The 17,146-nt window shown below is 50.8% G+C and carries 18 protein-coding genes and 2 tRNA genes; 14 read left to right on the top strand and 6 right to left on the bottom strand.

The window, feature by feature from the left end; genetic code table 11:
• Positions 1 to 247 precede the first annotated feature (247 nt).
• The 3 genes from LZ24_RS09900 to LZ24_RS09890 form a co-directional block, all read right to left on the bottom strand.
• Positions 248 to 454, bottom strand: a complete 207-nt coding sequence (locus tag LZ24_RS09900) for a hypothetical protein (protein ID WP_144685033.1) — start codon at positions 452 to 454, stop codon at positions 248 to 250.
• 209 nt (positions 455 to 663) lie between these two features.
• Positions 664 to 750 (bottom strand) — tRNA-Leu (locus LZ24_RS09895).
• Between the two features lie 68 nt (positions 751 to 818).
• Positions 819 to 905, bottom strand: a tRNA-Leu gene (locus tag LZ24_RS09890).
• A gap of 180 nt (positions 906 to 1,085) precedes the next feature.
• Between LZ24_RS09890 and LZ24_RS09885 the strand changes: the two genes are divergently transcribed.
• The 10 genes from LZ24_RS09885 to mqnB all read left to right on the top strand — a co-directional run bounded on the left by LZ24_RS09885 (position 1,086) and on the right by mqnB (position 9,786).
• The gene (locus LZ24_RS09885; RefSeq protein WP_144685032.1) at positions 1,086 to 2,033 is read left to right on the top strand and encodes a bifunctional riboflavin kinase/FAD synthetase; all 948 of its coding nucleotides are present in this window, start codon (positions 1,086 to 1,088) and stop codon (positions 2,031 to 2,033) included.
• Positions 2,034 to 2,036: 3 nt separating this feature from the next.
• Positions 2,037 to 3,128 carry a lysylphosphatidylglycerol synthase transmembrane domain-containing protein gene (locus tag LZ24_RS09880; RefSeq protein ID WP_144685030.1) on the top strand — a complete coding sequence of 364 codons (1,092 nt, stop codon included), beginning with the start codon at positions 2,037 to 2,039 and terminating at the stop codon, positions 3,126 to 3,128.
• A 183-nt stretch (positions 3,129 to 3,311) separates the two neighbouring features.
• On the top strand, positions 3,312 to 3,827 hold the full coding sequence (gene def, locus LZ24_RS09875; protein WP_144685028.1) for a peptide deformylase: 516 nt from the start codon (positions 3,312 to 3,314) through the stop codon (positions 3,825 to 3,827).
• Complete coding sequence (gene fmt, locus LZ24_RS09870) at positions 3,824 to 4,762, top strand: methionyl-tRNA formyltransferase (RefSeq protein ID WP_186443052.1); 939 nt, start codon at positions 3,824 to 3,826, stop codon at positions 4,760 to 4,762. The genes def and fmt overlap by 4 nt, the downstream gene beginning before the upstream one ends.
• A gap of 25 nt (positions 4,763 to 4,787) precedes the next feature.
• Positions 4,788 to 6,170, top strand: a complete 1,383-nt coding sequence (rsmB, locus tag LZ24_RS09865; RefSeq protein WP_144685026.1) for a 16S rRNA (cytosine(967)-C(5))-methyltransferase RsmB — start codon at positions 4,788 to 4,790, stop codon at positions 6,168 to 6,170.
• An 8-nt stretch (positions 6,171 to 6,178) separates the two neighbouring features.
• The gene (locus tag LZ24_RS09860) at positions 6,179 to 7,279 is read left to right on the top strand and encodes a PASTA domain-containing protein (RefSeq protein ID WP_144685024.1); all 1,101 of its coding nucleotides are present in this window, start codon (positions 6,179 to 6,181) and stop codon (positions 7,277 to 7,279) included.
• Complete coding sequence (gene rpe, locus LZ24_RS09855; protein ID WP_144685022.1) at positions 7,276 to 7,953, top strand: ribulose-phosphate 3-epimerase; 678 nt, start codon at positions 7,276 to 7,278, stop codon at positions 7,951 to 7,953. Before LZ24_RS09860 ends, rpe begins: the two co-directional genes overlap by 4 nt.
• The gene (aroQ, locus tag LZ24_RS09850) at positions 7,953 to 8,408 is read left to right on the top strand and encodes a type II 3-dehydroquinate dehydratase (protein WP_144685019.1); all 456 of its coding nucleotides are present in this window, start codon (positions 7,953 to 7,955) and stop codon (positions 8,406 to 8,408) included. Before rpe ends, aroQ begins: the two co-directional genes overlap by 1 nt.
• Complete coding sequence (locus LZ24_RS09845; RefSeq protein WP_144685017.1) at positions 8,405 to 9,043, top strand: TetR/AcrR family transcriptional regulator; 639 nt, start codon at positions 8,405 to 8,407, stop codon at positions 9,041 to 9,043. The genes aroQ and LZ24_RS09845 overlap by 4 nt, the downstream gene beginning before the upstream one ends.
• Positions 9,040 to 9,786 (top strand): futalosine hydrolase, encoded by a 747-nt coding sequence (gene mqnB / locus LZ24_RS09840; RefSeq protein ID WP_144685015.1) that lies wholly within the window; start codon positions 9,040 to 9,042, stop codon positions 9,784 to 9,786. The genes LZ24_RS09845 and mqnB overlap by 4 nt, the downstream gene beginning before the upstream one ends.
• Here mqnB and LZ24_RS09835 read toward each other — a convergent pair.
• The 3 genes from LZ24_RS09835 to LZ24_RS09825 all read right to left on the bottom strand — a co-directional run bounded on the left by LZ24_RS09835 (position 9,707) and on the right by LZ24_RS09825 (position 12,745).
• Positions 9,707 to 11,239, bottom strand: coding sequence for an NAD(P)/FAD-dependent oxidoreductase (locus tag LZ24_RS09835; RefSeq protein WP_246118573.1), 1,533 nt, complete (start codon positions 11,237 to 11,239; stop codon positions 9,707 to 9,709). The genes mqnB and LZ24_RS09835 overlap by 80 nt on opposite strands.
• Positions 11,190 to 12,170: a protein phosphatase 2C domain-containing protein gene (locus tag LZ24_RS09830; RefSeq protein ID WP_222427601.1), complete on the bottom strand. Its 981-nt coding sequence runs from the start codon at positions 12,168 to 12,170 to the stop codon at positions 11,190 to 11,192. The genes LZ24_RS09835 and LZ24_RS09830 overlap by 50 nt, the downstream gene beginning before the upstream one ends.
• Positions 12,171 to 12,352: 182 nt before the next feature.
• Positions 12,353 to 12,745 (bottom strand): DUF2914 domain-containing protein, encoded by a 393-nt coding sequence (locus LZ24_RS09825; protein WP_144685011.1) that lies wholly within the window; start codon positions 12,743 to 12,745, stop codon positions 12,353 to 12,355.
• Positions 12,746 to 13,283: 538 nt separating this feature from the next.
• On the opposite strand from LZ24_RS09825, the gene LZ24_RS09820 reads away from it, so the two are divergent.
• The 4 genes from LZ24_RS09820 to recJ all read left to right on the top strand — a co-directional run bounded on the left by LZ24_RS09820 (position 13,284) and on the right by recJ (position 17,025).
• Positions 13,284 to 13,859 (top strand): porin family protein, encoded by a 576-nt coding sequence (locus LZ24_RS09820; protein WP_186443051.1) that lies wholly within the window; start codon positions 13,284 to 13,286, stop codon positions 13,857 to 13,859.
• A 217-nt stretch (positions 13,860 to 14,076) separates the two neighbouring features.
• Positions 14,077 to 14,502, top strand: a complete 426-nt coding sequence (locus LZ24_RS09815; RefSeq protein WP_144685007.1) for a MarR family winged helix-turn-helix transcriptional regulator — start codon at positions 14,077 to 14,079, stop codon at positions 14,500 to 14,502.
• A gap of 100 nt (positions 14,503 to 14,602) precedes the next feature.
• Positions 14,603 to 15,256, top strand: coding sequence for a YkgJ family cysteine cluster protein (locus tag LZ24_RS09810; RefSeq protein ID WP_144685005.1), 654 nt, complete (start codon positions 14,603 to 14,605; stop codon positions 15,254 to 15,256).
• Positions 15,257 to 15,276: 20 nt separating this feature from the next.
• Entirely contained in the window at positions 15,277 to 17,025 is a 1,749-nt protein-coding gene (recJ, locus tag LZ24_RS09805; RefSeq protein ID WP_186443050.1) for a single-stranded-DNA-specific exonuclease RecJ, read from the top strand.
• The last annotated feature ends 121 nt before the right edge of the window (positions 17,026 to 17,146 follow it).

The following is a 17,146-nucleotide window of genomic DNA, read 5'->3' as shown; positions in this document are numbered from 1 at the left end:
GGATTATTCTGTGGACACGCAATTTGACAGATGCAGACGCTTTTACGCATGTTTTACGTTCGGGTCTACTGGACGATGGGTACCCTCCATAGAAGAAAAACTATTGCAAAACGATAAACGCATGAACAATCCTCCAAACACCGATTGAAGCACGGGACACAACCAGAACAGAAGACCAAATAAAGCCGAATTTGCCGATGATGCCAAAACGTTTATTTTCAGGGCATGACAGAGTGAGAAATACTGGTTACCAGCAGAAATATGGAAGGGGAAAATTCGGAGTATCCCAACGGTTGTGTCTTGAATTGTGTTCCCGGATGCCCGTAAGGGATTTAGCGGTATTTCTTGGAATGATGAGGGTGAGGTGTGTGCTGTTGGATGGAAGGGCGTAATGGGGAGTCCATGGATAGTGATAGGTATGGTTCATGGATAAAGAAGATGTTTTTGCCTTCATATCAACTTCCTGGGCCGCACGTAAGCCTTAAGCTTCAGGCTCGTACCGTTCGTTCCAAATTTATTTCATAAAAAAAACCGGCTGATTTTTGAATAACCCAAGCTTTCATCATCAAAAAAATGACAACCGGTGTAAACACCTGACCTGAATCAACTAAAATCAATTCCAGTTTTAAAAATCCGAATGAATTAAAAACCGACTCAAACGGATGGTACCGAAGGGGAGACTCGAACTCCCACGGACTTAAGTCCACTAGACCCTGAACCTAGCGTGTCTACCAATTCCACCACTTCGGCACAAAAAGAACACTGTGTATGCGCTGACCAAATATCTTTTAGTGAAGAGACTGTCAATGTTTTTCTTATGGTACCGAAGGGGAGACTCGAACTCCCATGGACATACGTCCACTAGACCCTGAACCTAGCGTGTCTACCAATTCCACCACTTCGGCATTTCACTAAAATTTCAAAGACTTTTATATAAAAATAAAGTCTATTGACCTCAGCAACGCGAAGTTTTATATAGCCCGCAGCTTGTGGTGTCAAGAAGAAAAAATTTCAAGGGCAGCACCAAAGCCATAAAAAGCTGTGGACTGCCGATGAATCCTTTCAGAACAGGAAGTCAGGGTACCATGCAACTCATTGAGCATATTTCAGAAATTTCCCATCCTTTTAAGGATGCTGTGGTAACCATCGGAAACTTTGATGGCGTTCACAAAGGGCATGTTGCCCTTTTCAGGCAGGTCCGTGACAGGGCAGATTCCCTTCAGGGAACAGCCGTTGCCATTACCTTTGATCCCCATCCCCTCGTAGTTGTCAGGCCGGAACGCCGCCCTCCCCTCATTACCCTGAGGGAACAGAAAATCGAACTCTTTACCGCCTCTGGTCTTCTGGATATTCTGATGGTTCTTCCCTTTGACAGGGAATTTGCCAGCATTCCCGCAGAAAACTTTATAAGGGATTTCCTTATAAAAACCATTGGCATGAAGGCCATTGTCATCGGTCCGGACTATGCCTTTGGCCGCAACCGTGAAGGCAATATCCATCTCCTTGAAAAAATGGGAAAAGAACTTGGATTTGAAGTGATTGTTCCCGGATGGATCACCCCGGACAACATGGAAGACCGCATCAGCAGCACAAGAATCCGTGAGGTGGTGGGAAAGGGTGATGTTACAGCAGCCGTTCCCATGCTGGGCAGGTATTATCAGGTTCGCGGAGAGGTTGAGACCGGACGCCAGCGTGGGGGACGCCTGCTGGGATTTCCCACGGCAAATATCCGGCTGCAGGATGAACTCTGTCCCGCTTCGGGCGTGTATGCCGTTACGGTTGAAACACCCTGTGGCAGGCACACCGGAGTGGCCAATATCGGCTACAGCCCCACCTTTGATGACAATATCTTCACCGTTGAAGTTCACATACTGGATTTTTCTGAAAATCTTTACGGACAACAGATCCGCATCAACTTTGTTGAAAGACTTCGGGGAGAAAAAAAGTTTTCCGGTATCGAAGCCCTTTCTGAGCAGATTCAAAAAGACATCATCAGGGCCAGAGAAATTTTTCATGAAAAAAAACTGGTATAGATCATGAAAAAAACAAAAGGGATAGGTCTCTTGATAGCCCTTCCCATATCCATTGCTGCCCTGTGGCTGGCCTTCCGCAATGTTCCCATGGCAGAGCTGGCCGCCTATTTTAAAAACCTTGACTACATATGGCTCCTGCCAGCCATTTTTTTCTGTCTCATGGGCTATGTGCTCAGGGCATGGCGCTGGCAGCACCTGCTGTCCCGCACCCGGAAGGTGACTTTTTTTTCGGCCTTTCATCCCATGATGATCGGTTTTATGCTTAACAGCATTCTTCCGGGCCGTGTCGGGGAACTGGTTCGTCCGGCCCTGCTTGCCAGAAAGGAAAAAATCCCCTTTGTCACGAGCTTTTCCACCATTGCGGCAGAACGGGTTCTGGATCTGACGGTTCTTCTGGCCTTTCTCAGTTTTATCTTCGGCCTTACCAATATGGGGGCAGCGGAAACCCAGATCATCGGTGGTTTTGAGCTGAGCGGAGAAACCCTCACCCGGATTGCCAGAAACATGGCATGGATCTGCCTTGCTCTTGTAGGGGGAATTGTTTTTCTTCAGGTGCCATGGATGAGGGAAAAGGAGAAAAAGCTGCTGAGGGGGCTTGTGCTTTCTTTTCCGGGGCTTCCGTCGGGCTTCAGAAAAAACCTTTCGGACCGTCTTCTTCCTGCACTGGAAAAGCTGGTGGATCAGGTGGCTTCAGGCTTTGACGGATTGAAAAGTCCCCCAAAACTTCTTGTCTGTGTCTTTCTTTCCTTGTGTGTATGGGGAATACAGGTGCTGCCTTTCTGGTTTCTCTCCCAGGCCAGTGAAGGAATTTCCGCAAACCTCATTCAGCTTGCAGCGGTCATGGTTCTGGTCAATTTTTTCATTGCCATTCCATCGGTTCCGGGTTTCTGGGGCATCTGGGAGGCTGGTGTTGTATTCAGCCTTGCTTTTTTTGGTATCCGGGGTGCCGATGCCGCAGGTTACGCCCTGCTCAGCCATGCGGTACTGATGTTTCCCGTTATTTTTGTGGGGCTGGCTTCGGCTTTCATGACAGGCTTCAGGATTTCTTCGGGAAAAAGGGCCTCAGACAGGGAATCTCTGGAATCTGGAGGCTGAGTTTTTATGGAACAGAAGCGGCACTCTTTTTCATGCAGGTTTTTCTTTCCATTTGCGGATCATGAACTATAATCATGGTGCTTCATAGGGGGTGTGTGAACCCCCTGGATTTTTTATCAACAACCCCAAGGCTTTTTTAAAGGCTGCCCCAGCAGCTTTTTTGTTTCCTGAGAAAGGTGTACCATGGCCATACGTTCCATTCTGACTTACCCGGATCCTTTTTTAAAAAAAATTCCCGCCAGAGTAAAAGACTTTGGCCCTGAACTGCAGCGCCTCATAGGCGACATGGCCGATACCATGTACGAAGCCCCCGGTGTGGGACTGGCCGCCAATCAGATTGGAGAAGACTATTCTCTTTTGATCTTTGATGCGGAGCCGGACCCGGAAGTTCGGAATTTCAAGGTACTGGCCAACCCGGAACTCCTTGAATCGGAAGGTTCTTTTCTGTCCGAAGACGAAGGATGCCTCAGTGTCCCCGATTTCAGGGCCAACGTAAAACGCCATGCACGTATCAAAGTATCGGCCATGGATGAAAGGGGGGAGCCCCTTGTCATGGATCTTGAAGGTTTTGAGGCCGTGATTGTGCAGCATGAAATGGATCATCTCAGGGGCATTCTTTTTATCGATCACATCAGCTCCCTGAAGCGCAGCTTATACGTCAAACGTGTAAACAAACAGCTCCGCAGAGAGGCCGTATGATACCGCTGAATCTTGTTTTCATGGGAACGCCGGAATTTGCCCTGCCCCCCCTGCAAGCCCTTGCAGGGGCAGGCCACCGTATCCTTGCCGCATACACCCAGCCCGATAAACCCAAAGGACGGGGAAAAAAAATTCAGCCCCCCCCTGTCAAGGAAGCGGCTCTGTCCCTTGGAATCCCTGTATTTCAGCCCTCTTCCATGAAGGATGAAAAAATCTACCATGAGCTGTCGGCCCTCAGCCCCGATGTTTTTGTGGTGGTGGCTTACGGTCATATTCTTCCGGCACGCCTTCTGGAGATTCCCCGCTTAGGCGCCGTGAATATCCATGCCTCCCTCCTTCCCCGTTACAGAGGCGCAGCTCCCATCCAGTGGGCTGTTACTTCAGGAGAATCCCGGACAGGTGTTACCACCATGCGCATGGATGCGGGGATGGATACAGGGGATATTCTGCTGCAGCGAAGCCTTCCCATTGGCCCGCAGGATACATCCGCAGACATCCATGACAAACTGTCCATACTTGGCGCAGAGCTTATTCTGGAAACCCTCGAAGGGCTTGCTGAAGGAAGCATCCAGCCGCTGCCCCAGAACGCCGGGGAAGCCACATATGCTCCCCTCTTAAAAAAATCCCATGGCCGCATCAACTGGGACCTGCCAGCCCCTGCCATTGACGCCCATGTCCGCGGCATGAATCCCTGGCCCGGCGCCTTTACCCGGCTTGGAGAGACAGACTATAAAATCTTTAAAGTTCAGCCCCTTGCCATGGAACATCAGTCCTTGCCGGGTACGGTCCTGCCGTCTCCACCCGGAAGTCTGATCATTGCTGCCGCAAAGGATGCCGTTGTCATCAGCGAACTTCAGGGGCCATCGGGAAAACGCATGGGCATTGCAGATTTTTTACGGGGAAAACCCCTCAATGCGGGTATGCTTTTTTCATAAATATTTTTAAAGACCAAGGAACCGAATGCAAAGCGACGCCAGAAAAACTGCCCTGCAGATTCTTATCAAAATCCAGGCCAAAAAACTTCCGCTGGACCTTGTGATTGAAGATTTTCAGAACACCATCAATGCCATGGATCCCAAGGACCGGCGTTTGATGAATGCCATTGTTTATGGGGTACTGCGCTGGCGCAGCCGTCTGGACCGGGTCATTGCGGAAAGCTCCAGAACACCCCTTCACAAAATTGAACCCAGAATCCGGGATATTCTGCGCATTGCCATTTTTCAACTGATTTATCTGGACAGGGTTCCTGAATCCGCTGCCATTCATACGGCCGTGGAACTGACCAAGTTCATCAGCTCCACCCGCGGGGCACCGGGTTTTGTCAACGGTGTTCTTCGCAATGTTCAGAAAGTATGGAAAAATGTTTATGATCCTCATCCGGAAACCCCCTTCATCCAGCGCATGGCCTGGAAGCATGCCATCCCTGAATGGATGCTTGAAAGGTGGACAGCCCGCTTCGGAGAAGAGCGGACGGAGCTTCTGGCCCAGTCCGTGAACCGGATTCCCTCCATCACCCTGAGGGTGAACCGGATGCGGACGGATACGGAAAAACTGCTGGGGCTTATGGATGAAAAGGTAAGAGAAGTTTCTCCCAACATCTGGGTCAATGATGCCCTGAATTTTTCCCATCCCGAAGGTGCCATAGACCGGCTTCCGGGGTTCCGGGAGGGTTTTTTTCAGATTCAGGATGCCTCGGCCCAGCTTGCGGGTCTGATGCTGGCCCCCCGCAGTGGGGAGCGTATTCTGGATGCCTGTGCCGGTTATGGCGGAAAAACCGGCCACCTTGCCCTGCTCATGCAGAATAAGGGGGAAATCACAGCCGTGGATCTGAACGGCTCCAAACTCATGCGGCTGAGCCATGAAATGCAACGTTTAGGGGTGAGTATCGTTAAGACCCAGACCCAGGATCTGACCAACAGCAAAGCAGCCATGAACCTTGGACGCTTTGACCGGATTTTTCTGGACGCGCCCTGCTCGGGCATGGGTGTGATCCGCAGAAATCCGGACATCAAATGGAACAGGGATGAAGAAGGCCTGAAAAACTTTGCCCTTCGCCAGTCAAAACTTCTGGAAACCATGGCGGCCCTGCTCAAACCCGGTGGACTCATGGTCTATGCCGTATGCTCCACAGAGCCCGAGGAAACCACTGAGGTGATTGATCATTTTCTTGCCCATCACCCGGAAATGCACAGGGAAGCCCCCGGTGCCCGGTTCCCGGATCAGGCAAGGCCCCTGTTGACGGAAAATAATGATTTTATGCCATGGCAGGAAACCTTTGAACTGGACGGATTTTTTGCCACGGCCCTGCGCAAGACCGGACGACGCAAGGTCGTCGCATCCTGAAGATACCCATGATGAAAAAGGCATCAGGCATAAAAAAAATCGCTGCTGGCATACTGGGGCTGGCATTTTTCTGCAGCCTCATGGTTCTTGGGGCCTATATCAGCCTTGCTGTTCTTTTCGACAGAACACCGGAAATCATCGTCCCGGATCTCATGGGAAAAGACATTGTGGATGTGCTGGAGCGCATGGAAGCCGACCGTCTCGGACTGCGTGTTGCGGGCTTTGAATTTTCATCCACCATCGCCCACAACCATGTGATCCGTCAGGAGCCCCTTCCCGGCCATACCTTAAAAGCCGGGCGGGAAGTCCGGGTTTTCCTTTCAAGGGGACTGCAGAAATTTGAAATCCCCGATACCCGTGGACTGCGGCGGGAAGAAAGCCTGCGTTTGCTTGAAAACAGAAATTTTCTTACAGGACATTTCTCCCTTCTTTACCACGGCAGCATTCCCGCAGGCCATGTGATTGCATCGGACCCGCAGGCAGGTTTGCCTGCAAAATCAGGAACAGCAGTACATCTTTTAGTCAGTGCCGGGAAACGTCCTGTCTTCATACGCATGCCGGATCTTGGCGGTATGCATGCAGACGAAATGCTGGACATCCTGAAAAAACGTCAGCTCCATGTAAAAAAAATCGAGAGTGTACACCTGCCGGATATGCCCTTTAACCGTGTTATGGATCAAAACCCTGCCCCCGGCAGCCTGCTCAGGGCCCATGAAGGCGTCAACGTATTCATGAACCGGAAACAGGGACAGGGCAGAGAAGCCCAGGGAATTGTTTCCGGCATGCGCCTTGTGCGCTACCGTCTTCCCCATACCCTGATCCGTTCCCATATCCGGGGCAGCCTTTCGGCCTGGGGAATGACCTTTGATTTTGTGGATGATGTCTTTGAAGGCAACAGCGAAGTCACCCTGCTCATACCCGGTACTGCGGAAGCCCGTGTCCGCATCGAAGAAAACGGCTTTCCCGTATATGAAGCCACCCTCGACCCGTTCCGGTTCAGGGCGGATATCCTCTACGAGGGGGGGCGCTATGGCATGCCGCTTCTGCCCATCCCCTTTCTTTTTTCTGACCATGCAACCCCAAACCCAGATGAAAGTACCCTGCCATGAAACACCTCATCGCCCCATCCATTTTGTCCGCAGACTTTACCCGTCTGGGTGAGGAAATCCGTGCTGTGGAATCCGCTGGTGCAGACTGGATTCACATTGACGTCATGGACGGCCGCTTTGTGCCCAATATCAGCTATGGCCCCATTATTGTGGAAGCTGCCAGAAAATGTACGAATCTTCCCCTGGACGTACATCTCATGATTGTTGAGCCCGATGCCATCATTCCCGCCTTTGTAAAGGCAGGGGCAGACCTTGTTTCCGTGCATGCGGAAACCTGCCCCCATCTGCACCGCAGTATTCAGCTCATACGCAGTCTCGGAGCAAAACCCGGTGTGGCCTTAAATCCCGGAACCCCACCGGAAATGCTGGATTATGTCATGGATGACATTGATTTTATTCTGGTGATGACCGTAAATCCGGGATTCGGCGGACAGAAATTCATCCCCCGCTGCCTTGATAAAATCGCCCGTATCCGTGAACGCATTGTCCGCAGTGGTCGGCCCGTTCATCTTCAGGTGGATGGGGGAATCAATCCTGACACCCTGAAGCAGGTTTCCATGGCCGGGGCTGATGTGCTGGTGGCGGGTTCAGCGATTTTTCAGACCGAAGATTACAAAAAAACCATCGAAGAATTTCACCACATACTCAGGCGGGACCCGGACAGGGGGCTGTGATGCAAAAGCATATCCTTGTACTCCATGGCCCCAATCTCAACATGCTGGGGAAAAGGGAGCCTCAGATTTACGGGAAGCTGAGCCTGAAGGACATTGACGCAGCCCTGAAAGAAAGGGCATCCAGTGCAGGCTTTCTGCTATCCACCTTTCAGTCCAACCATGAGGGGGCCCTTGTGGATTGCCTTCAGGAGGCCTTTGGTCAGGTCCATGGCATCCTTATCAATCCTGCGGCCTTCACCCATACCAGTGTTGCCATCCGGGATGCCCTGCTTCTGCATGATACCCCCCTCATTGAGGTACATATTTCCAATATTCACAAAAGGGAGGCTTTCCGCAGCCATTCCTATTTTTCTGATATTGCCACAGGACAGATTGTCGGACTGGGCGCCAGGGGCTATCTTCTGGCACTGGATGCCATGATGGCCATACTCACGGACAAGGAAGACCTGATGTGATACCAAACACCACCTTTGAGCGCCTTCCCGAAGAAAAAAAAGAGAGAATCATGCAGGCCGCCCTCATGGAGTTTGCGGAAAAGGGCTATGCTGCGGCCAGCATCAACCGCATGGTGGAAAAAGCGGGAATCGCCAAGGGATCTGTTTTTCAGTATTTTGGAGATAAAGAAGGTCTTTTTGCTGCGGTTTTTGCCCACAGCCTTGAAAAGGTCAAGGATGAGCTCCGCAAGGTGAGGGACAATCCGGCCAGGACGGATATTTTTACAAGGCTTGCTCAGATTCTGCACACAGGCCTTGATTTTACCCGGACCCATCCTTTGATCTACAGACTCTACACCCATCTTCTCAGCACACCGGATATGCCCTTAAGAAATTTCCTTTTGACCCGCATCCGGAAGGAAGGCAAAGACTTCCTTGCAGAGCTTCTGGAAAAAGCCGCAGACAGGGGTGAAATCCGAAGGGATCTTCCCATGCAGGAAGCCCTCTTTCTTCTGGAAGCGCTGATGGACCGCTTCCTGCTGGCCTCGGTACTGCCCTATCTCGGAGAGGGTTTTTCCGATAAAAAAACCATGGAAAACCATATTCCCGGTTTCATGGATATCCTTGAAAAGGGAATGGGAAATAAAAGACCTTGAAATCCCTTCTTGTACTTACAGCCGTGGACAGGGAAGCCGCCCCTGTACGGGCCGGACTGGATCAGACCAAAGATGTTATTTTGTCCGGTATACCCCTTACTCTGGGATTCGCAGGAAAAAGAAGGGTGTACATTCTTGTCTCCGGTCCGGGTGTTTTCAATACGGCGGCAAAACTTGGGGCAGTTCTTCCCTCCTTGCAGCCGGAATGGATTCTTCAGGCAGGCTGCGGCGGCATGTACCCCGAAAGCGGTCTTTCCATGGGAGATATTGTCCTTGCAGCTTCCGAAAGGGATCTGCACACAGGCCTTGAGTCAAAATCTGCCATCCCTTCTCCCCTGCCCTTTCCCCTTATGGAAAACGGCCCCGGGATACCCGGATACTATGATGCGGATACAGGACTTCTCCATGGGGCCTTAAGCCTTTTTGCAAAAAAAGAAGGCCGCATGCTTCCCCATGGCCCCTTTATTACCGTCAGTACGGTGACGGCATCAAAAGAAACCGCCGCTTCCATAGGCAGGGAAACGGGCGGCCTTGTGGAAAACATGGAAGGTGCCGCAGCCTTTCACACGGCAGCCCTTTTCGGCATTCCCATCTTTGAAATCCGGAGTATCAGCAACCCCGTCGGCTCCAGAAAAAGCGAAGACTGGGACCTTGAAACGGCCTTTATCCGCGCCGGGGAAGCCGCCCTTTATCTGCTGCATACGCTTCCACGGCACATATGGCATCCGAAGCCGAACTTGTAATGCCGCCCGTATGACCGGAGCCCTCACCGATGGGAAAAAGCCCCTGAACATTGACAGACTCAACATTTTCTTTGCGGAGGATTCTTACGGGAGAGGATGTCCGTGTTTCCGCAGCCAGCAGTATGGCCCCTTCCGATACAAAAAGGGGCTGCTCTTTTTTCCATTTTTCAAAGGCAGCATGGAGCTGATCAAGAATAAAGGTGGGAAAAATATCATGCATGTCCCCAGCCTGAACGCCCATTTTAAATGAATTTTCAGGTAGAAAGTCCCCTGTTTTTTTCTCTGAAAAATTTTTAAGACTCTGGGCAGCCGCTTTCCAGTCCGATCCCCCGGCCCGGAAAGCCTTCTCCTCTATCTCCCTTTGAAAAGCCAGCCCTGCCAGAGGCCCCTTTCCGGGATAATCACTGACATGGCAGGAGACCACAAGGGCGGCATTGGAAAAGGGGGATGAACGTGCGGCATAGCTCATGCCATTGAGTACAAGCCCTCCTTCTTCGGAAGAAGCATTCACCACCTCACCACCGGGGCACATGCAGAAGGTGTAGACTCCCCGTTTGCTGGCCCGGTCCGTATAATTCATCGAATAGGTGGCCGCCCCGAGACCGGGATACCCCTTATACTTTTTCCCATAACGCATGAGATTGATGGTCTCTGCACTGTGCTCGATGCGCAGACCCACGGTAACGGAACGGGGTTCCATGGCAACCCCCCTCTCCCGGAGCATCTCAAAGGTATCCCGTGAAGAGTGGCCCATGGCAAGAAAGAGCGTGTCTGAGTGATATTCCTTTTTCCCATTGATCCGGATACCCGATATTTTGTCTTCTGAAAGAAGGATATCCGTCATTTTTGAGGAAAAATGGATTTCCCCGCCCATTTCCAAAATATATGCCCTGATATTGGCCACAATCCGGCAAAGAACATCGGTTCCAAGGTGGGGTTTGTCCATATAGGCAATTTCCGGGGGAGCACCAAAGCGGACAAAGGTATCCAGCACCCGGCTCACATAGCCTGTGTTGCGGTTACGCCGGGAAAAAAGCTTGCCATCGGAATAGGATCCTGCCCCGCCCTCCCCGAACTGAATATTGGATTCGGGATGCAGCCTGCGCTCTTCAATGAAGCGCCGGACATCCAGAGACCTCTCCTCTATGCTTTTCCCCCGCTCAAAAATGACCGGCTTGATTCCATGGTCCAGAAGTTCCAGTGCCGCAAACATACCGGCCGGACCCAGTCCCACCACAAGGGGATTCTGGCTGCTTTGAATCTTTTTTTTAAAGGGAGGGGTGCTTTTTGTATAAAAGGGAAGTTTTTCGGGATTGCTGAAATTATCGGGGACTGCAACCGCAAAAATCATCTTGCAGTAAAACTGTTCCGGATCCGAAATGTCCAGAGCACTGCTGAGAACCCTAAGGATATGCACATCGTCCAGGGCCAGTTGCTTCCGGAGCGCATGCATGATGTTTTCCGGGGTATTTTCTTCGATGGGAATTTTCAGAGGGATGACAAGCTGCAAGTATCTGGCCTCTATTTTTTTCAAGGGCATCGTGGAAAAGAAACGGGAGATTGCAAGGTACGCCATCCCGGATATCAAGGGCAAGGGCTGCAATGTCATCATGGGTTTTGAATCTGGGATACCGCCTGCACTCAGGGTCACTCTCTTCAAGTGTTCTCACATATGTTTTCACGGCAGACAGTCCGCCCTCCTGATAAAGCCTGACCATGATATCAAAGCGGTTTTCAGAAGGATTTTCCGAAGGAATAAAAAGGCCGTCGGTGAATAAAAGCACGTGGGCGATATCCTTCAGCTCCTCCACTCCGGACCTGAGAAAGGAGGCATAGTTTTTTTCACCATTAAAGACACCATAGGAAACATTCATCCGACAGCGGACCCTGCGGATCTGATGACCCAGCGCATCCATGATGGGCGCAGGGCTTGTATCCGCTATTTTTTTCCACATGGCAAGGGTTTCTGCATCATGGTTAAAATCCGTAACGGGGATTCTGAAGGAGCCGTCTTTGTGGATGAGCAGAATCAGGCTGTCACCAATCTGAACCCAGTGGAGCTTTCCGTTCTTCATCCTGACCACCGCCGCTGCCGTACTCCAGAGGGCGGATTTATCCGATGTATCCACCTCATGCTCCAGCATTTTTCTGTAAATGGCCCTGTTGGCCTGTTCCGAAAGCCGGACCAGACAATCCCTGCTGTTTGAAAAGACATCCTTTGCCGTATGGGCCGCAAGAAATCCACCGGTCAGTCCCCTGTCACAGCTGGTTTTCATCAGGCTGGTGGCTCCGTCAAAAACACCAAAGGATGAACCATTGCAAAAAATGGCATCCTCATTCAGGGTTCCCGTCCCCTTTTCAAACAGATAAGACATTTTCAGCATGAATATCCGGCCCTTTCCAATAAAACAGATGGTACAGATGTTAAGGCTTTAAAATTAGTATAGAAAAGGCCGTTATTCAAATTGCTAATGCCAATGTAAAAGAGCCGGACCATGGAAAAAATCTATGGGCTATTTTATTCTGTTTGCCAAAAACAATAATGGCATCAATTATATTATTAAAATCATTCAATCATGAATGAGGTCACGCCGACAAGATTTCCGGATTCATCACGGACGCCCACAGTCCAGTAGCCCTGAAGACCATGGACCGTTTTTTCTGCCCAGGTCCGCCAGCGAGGGCCTGCCGAAAGGGGCAGTTCTGCTGAATGAATTTCTACGCCACCATAAATCCAGACAACGGTTGCCCTTGTATCTTCGGGGATATCCCTTGCTTCAAGAAAGCAGACAACCCGGGATGTACCCGGAGGAAACAAGGAGGTTCTGCCCACCGGTTCCCTGTCTTCAATGCCCTCCGTAACAATCAGACGCCCGATGCTGAATCCTTCAGCAGATGCTGATGAAGAAAGAACCATGGCCAACATGGTGAAAAAACATACCAGCATACTTTTTTTCATAAAGAATCCCCTCCGGTAATTTTTTTAGGTGCAATGACGACTTTAGAAAAGCTGCTTTACAGACTAAGATTGCTTCCCCTGAAACCATCCGCAGACCTGCAGGCCATTAAATCCCATACTGCATCATCTGGCATTGAAACAAAGTTTTTAATTCATACCACTTTGCATATTCCGGGACAAAGAAAAAAAGCGGCCAGTTTCATATGTAAAAAGCTGAAAGTGGCAAAAAAACGGACACTCTTCTTAAAAAAAATGCTGATTTACGGACACCGAATCCGTCTGTCTCCCACCCCAATCGCTGAGGCCTTTAGAATTCCTTTTATTTTCAAAAAAGATGACTAAAAAACAAAGCAAAATCAAAGAACTAAAAAAGAAACAAGCGATATCTTATAATAAAAAATGGATTTACATTCGAAAGGTGATTATATATTCACATGGTATCAAGCTTGCAAAAACAAGCTCTCAGTATAAAACCCATCAGCCCCGAAGGCTAAGAAACGGGGCACATCTTTTTCACTCTTTTATTAAGGAGGCACCTATGCGCAACCGTATTCTTTGTTTCACACTTACTGCCATCTGCAGTATCGCACTGGCCTTTTCCGCATCAGCGGCTAACGTGGATAGACCCTTTACCGTGGGTGCTGCCATTGGTTACGCCGTGGAAAACTTTAACATAGATCCGGATCAGGACAATTCATTTGCAGCCCAAATAAATATCGGGTATCGCTGGATGGATGCTCTGGCAACAGAATTCCAGTTTGATCACATGCGCAGATTTGATGTGGATAATCCCTTTTCCCGGGACAGTCTGGATGTGAACACCTATATCCTTATGTTCAAATACTACCCTCCCTTTGGTGAAGTGACCCGGGCCTATCTTGGACTGGGTGTGGGACTCATGGATGTGACGGTGAATTACAAAGGTGATGAAAAAAAGCTGCCCGGCTATGTAAGCAACCGCACCCGGGCCTGTGGCAAACTGGGCATGGGCCTTGAGCGCAGCATCAGTGAACACTGGATCCTTGAAGGAGCAGCAGGCTATGTGGGCGGTCATGACGGGCTGGATGAAATTGACTATTTCACCTGGCATGTGGGGCTGAAGTACAGATTTTAAAATGAATGGCCTGCCCGTGAATATCGTGCAGAAAACCTTTACTGCGGGCAGGCCAGAGCAGTATACCATGTCAAGGGAGAATGCAGGAAAACAATCTCCCGCTTGACAGACCGCGCTGTTCTTCCTAAAAGTCTGTGCAGTAAAAAATGGAATCTGCCATCCCCTTCTCCACCACCCCTTATCAGCCGGATATCCGGCGGAACCGCCGGGAAATACTATGCCAAGCTATCAGAATTTTATTGTCTTTCTTCTGGCCAAAGCCAATCAGAAGGCGCAAGGCGTTCTTAAACGTTACCTGAAGCCCTATGGTCTCACACCCGTTCAGGGGCTGGTCCTTGAAGCTTTATACAATGAGGCAACCCTGACTGCAGGAGAAATAGGTAAACGCCTTCTTCTGGATAATGCCACCGTATCCGGTGTGCTGGAACGGCTTTCCGAGGCCGGATGGATTCATAAAACCGGTGACACGGAAGACCGCCGTGTCATCCGCGTCTCCCTTACCCGGATGGCCATGGATCATCAAAAGATGCTCCATGGGGACAGGGAAAAGGTTTCCCAGGAAATTCTGGCTCCCTTTTCCCATGAGGAACGCATCATTCTCAAACGCCTTCTAAGGGATCTTTATCTGGAAAACGACCGCTGATCCCATTCAGCTCCCGCTTTACTACAGGATACTCCGGTCATGGAAAGATGCTTAAAAAATTCTGTTCCCCGGACCGGACATCTGATCTTAAGGATTTTCCATGGCAAAAAAAAATACCCCCCTGCCCCTTGCCCATCACATCAAACGCCTTTTTTTCCCGGAATCAGAAAAAAAACACGCCTGGCTGCCCATGCTGCTGGACGCCTATCATATTGCCGATCAGGGTGTTGATGCGGCCATCCGCCGGGAAGAAAAAAAAGGAAGAAAACTTGCCTGTACCAAGGGATGTGCCGCCTGCTGCATCACCCACAGATCCATTCCCGTATATCCCATTGAACTGGTGGGAATAACATGGTATGTCACGGAAAAACTCGAAGAACCCATGCGAAGCGATCTTGCCGCATGCCTTGAAAAGCATACCCCCGGTGATCCTTGTGTCTTTCTTGTGAAGGGCATCTGCGCCATTCATCCCATGCGGCCCCTTGCATGTCGGCATTTCAATGTTTTTACAACTCCCTGTGCCGAAGGAGAGGATGCCTTTTTTACAAGAAAAAAGGATGTTCTCATCCCCTTGCGGGAATATATGGATGAGGCTTTTTTCCACATGCTGCCTTTTTATGGTGTCACCAAGGCCGGAGACCGGAGAAAAATTCTGAAAAAAGGCCTCCAGCATGATGCGGCCAAGGAGCTTCAGGGACTCCGATGGGCAGAACTGGCACGTAAGGTGGCCGCCTACGACAGATCAAAAAACTGATGATGCACAATATCCCATATTTGGAAAAAAACAGCCCCCAAGGCCGCCCTCCCCTGCTCTGGCACCTCAGGCAGGCTCCGGAAGAAGCCTGTGAGCGAATCATCCAGACCACAGGCTGCCTGCCTGCCACCGCCGCAGTCATGGCGGCCAGAGGCCTTACCCGCATGACGGCCTTAAGGAAGTTCCTCCACCCTTCCGTGAAAAACCTGCCCCATCCGGATAGCATCAGCGACCTCTCCAGAGCTTCCGAAAGAATTGTTCAGGCTGTTTTTAACCGGGAACCCATCATGATTTTCGGGGATTACGATGCCGATGGTGTCACATCCACAGCCCTTGTCTATGGATTTCTTCTGCGGGTTACCCCCGAAGTGCGGTTTCATCTGCCCCACAGGGAAAAGGAAGGCTATGGTCTGAAAAGCTCCCATATTCCGGATTTTGCCCGTTCAGGCATCCGCCTGATCATCACCGTGGACTGTGGCATATCCAGCCATGATGCCGTACTTGAGGCTGGAAAAAACGGAATGGATGTGATCATTACGGACCACCACAGACCCGGAGATCACCTGCCCGATGCCTCTGCCATTGTGAACCCCCAGCGCCCTGACTGCAGATCCGGCCTCAGGGAACTTGCCGGCGTGGGTGTTGCCTTTTACCTTGTCATGGCTATCCGGAAAAAACTGAGGGAAGCCGGTTTCTGGCAAGAAGGTTTTCCTGAGCCTCCCCTGCTTCAGGAAACGGATCTGGTGGCCATCGGAACCGTGGCGGACCTCGTCCCCCTTACGGGCATCAACCGCATTCTGGTCCATGCAGGAATAAATGCCATACGCAAAAATCCAAGGCCCGGTATTCAGGCCCTGTGCCGGGTTGCTGGTATCTCTTGTGAGGATCTGGACAGCGAAGCCATTGCCTTCCGTCTGGCTCCCCGCATCAATGCCGCAGGCCGCATGGCCCACCCGGAGATTGCCACCCGCCTGCTCTGTGCCAGCTCAGTGGAAGAGGCCATGCCCATGGCCATGGAGCTGGACCGGCTCAACGGAAGCCGTCAGGATGAAGAAAACCGTATTCTTCTGCCCATTGAAAACTGCCTGAAAGAAAATCCAGCCCTTTCCCGACAACCGGCCCTGATTCTCCACAGTGAGGACTGGTCTCCCGGAGTCATCGGCATTGTGGCCTCAAGGCTGGTCCGACGTCACCACAGACCCGCCATCCTCATCGCCACCCGCGGAGAAAATGGTCAGGCTTCCGGCCGAAGCATTCCGGGCATTGATCTTTATAAAAGCTTAAGCCATTGCCGTTCTCTGCTGGAACAGTTCGGAGGGCACACCATGGCAGCGGGGTTCAGAATTCAACCCAAAAATATCCTCTCCTTTCAGAAGGAATTCTGCTCTCTGATGACCAGCCACAAGGATATTATCGGTCAGCCCCCGGCCTTCATTGCCGATGCCCTGATCACCCTGGATGATCTTTGTCCTGAACTGCTGGATGAGATACAGGCCCTAGGTCCCTTTGGCATGGAAAATCCGGCCCCTCTTTTTGTGGCACGCCACCTGGAAGTCATGGGAAACACTGCCATGGGTAGCGATGGGAAACACCGCCGCCTTCTTCTGCGGCAGGCTGCATGCATACGCGTCCGGAGGGTCACCGCCGTGGTCTTTGGTGCAGGAAAAAATGCCTTTTTCCCCCATCATCTGGACACCATCCTTTTTCGTATCCGCAAAGGATGGGGAAAAGACGAAGCCGTTCAGATACAAATTGAAGCCTGGTGCTGAAAAAAACAAAGGTTTTTCTTGCTTCGGAACAAGGCTTTCCCTATGATACAGAATTACTGACGCAGGGCGTGTTCAGAATAATTCAGGAGCCCTGTTTACATTGACACCATAAGCCGCAGAG

This window comes from Desulfobotulus alkaliphilus (genome assembly GCF_007830435.1).
GTDB classification, from domain to species: domain Bacteria; phylum Desulfobacterota; class Desulfobacteria; order Desulfobacterales; family ASO4-4; genus Desulfobotulus; species Desulfobotulus alkaliphilus.
The sequence above is the reverse complement of the archived record's forward strand: the minus strand, read 5'-3'. Positions and strand labels throughout refer to the sequence as shown.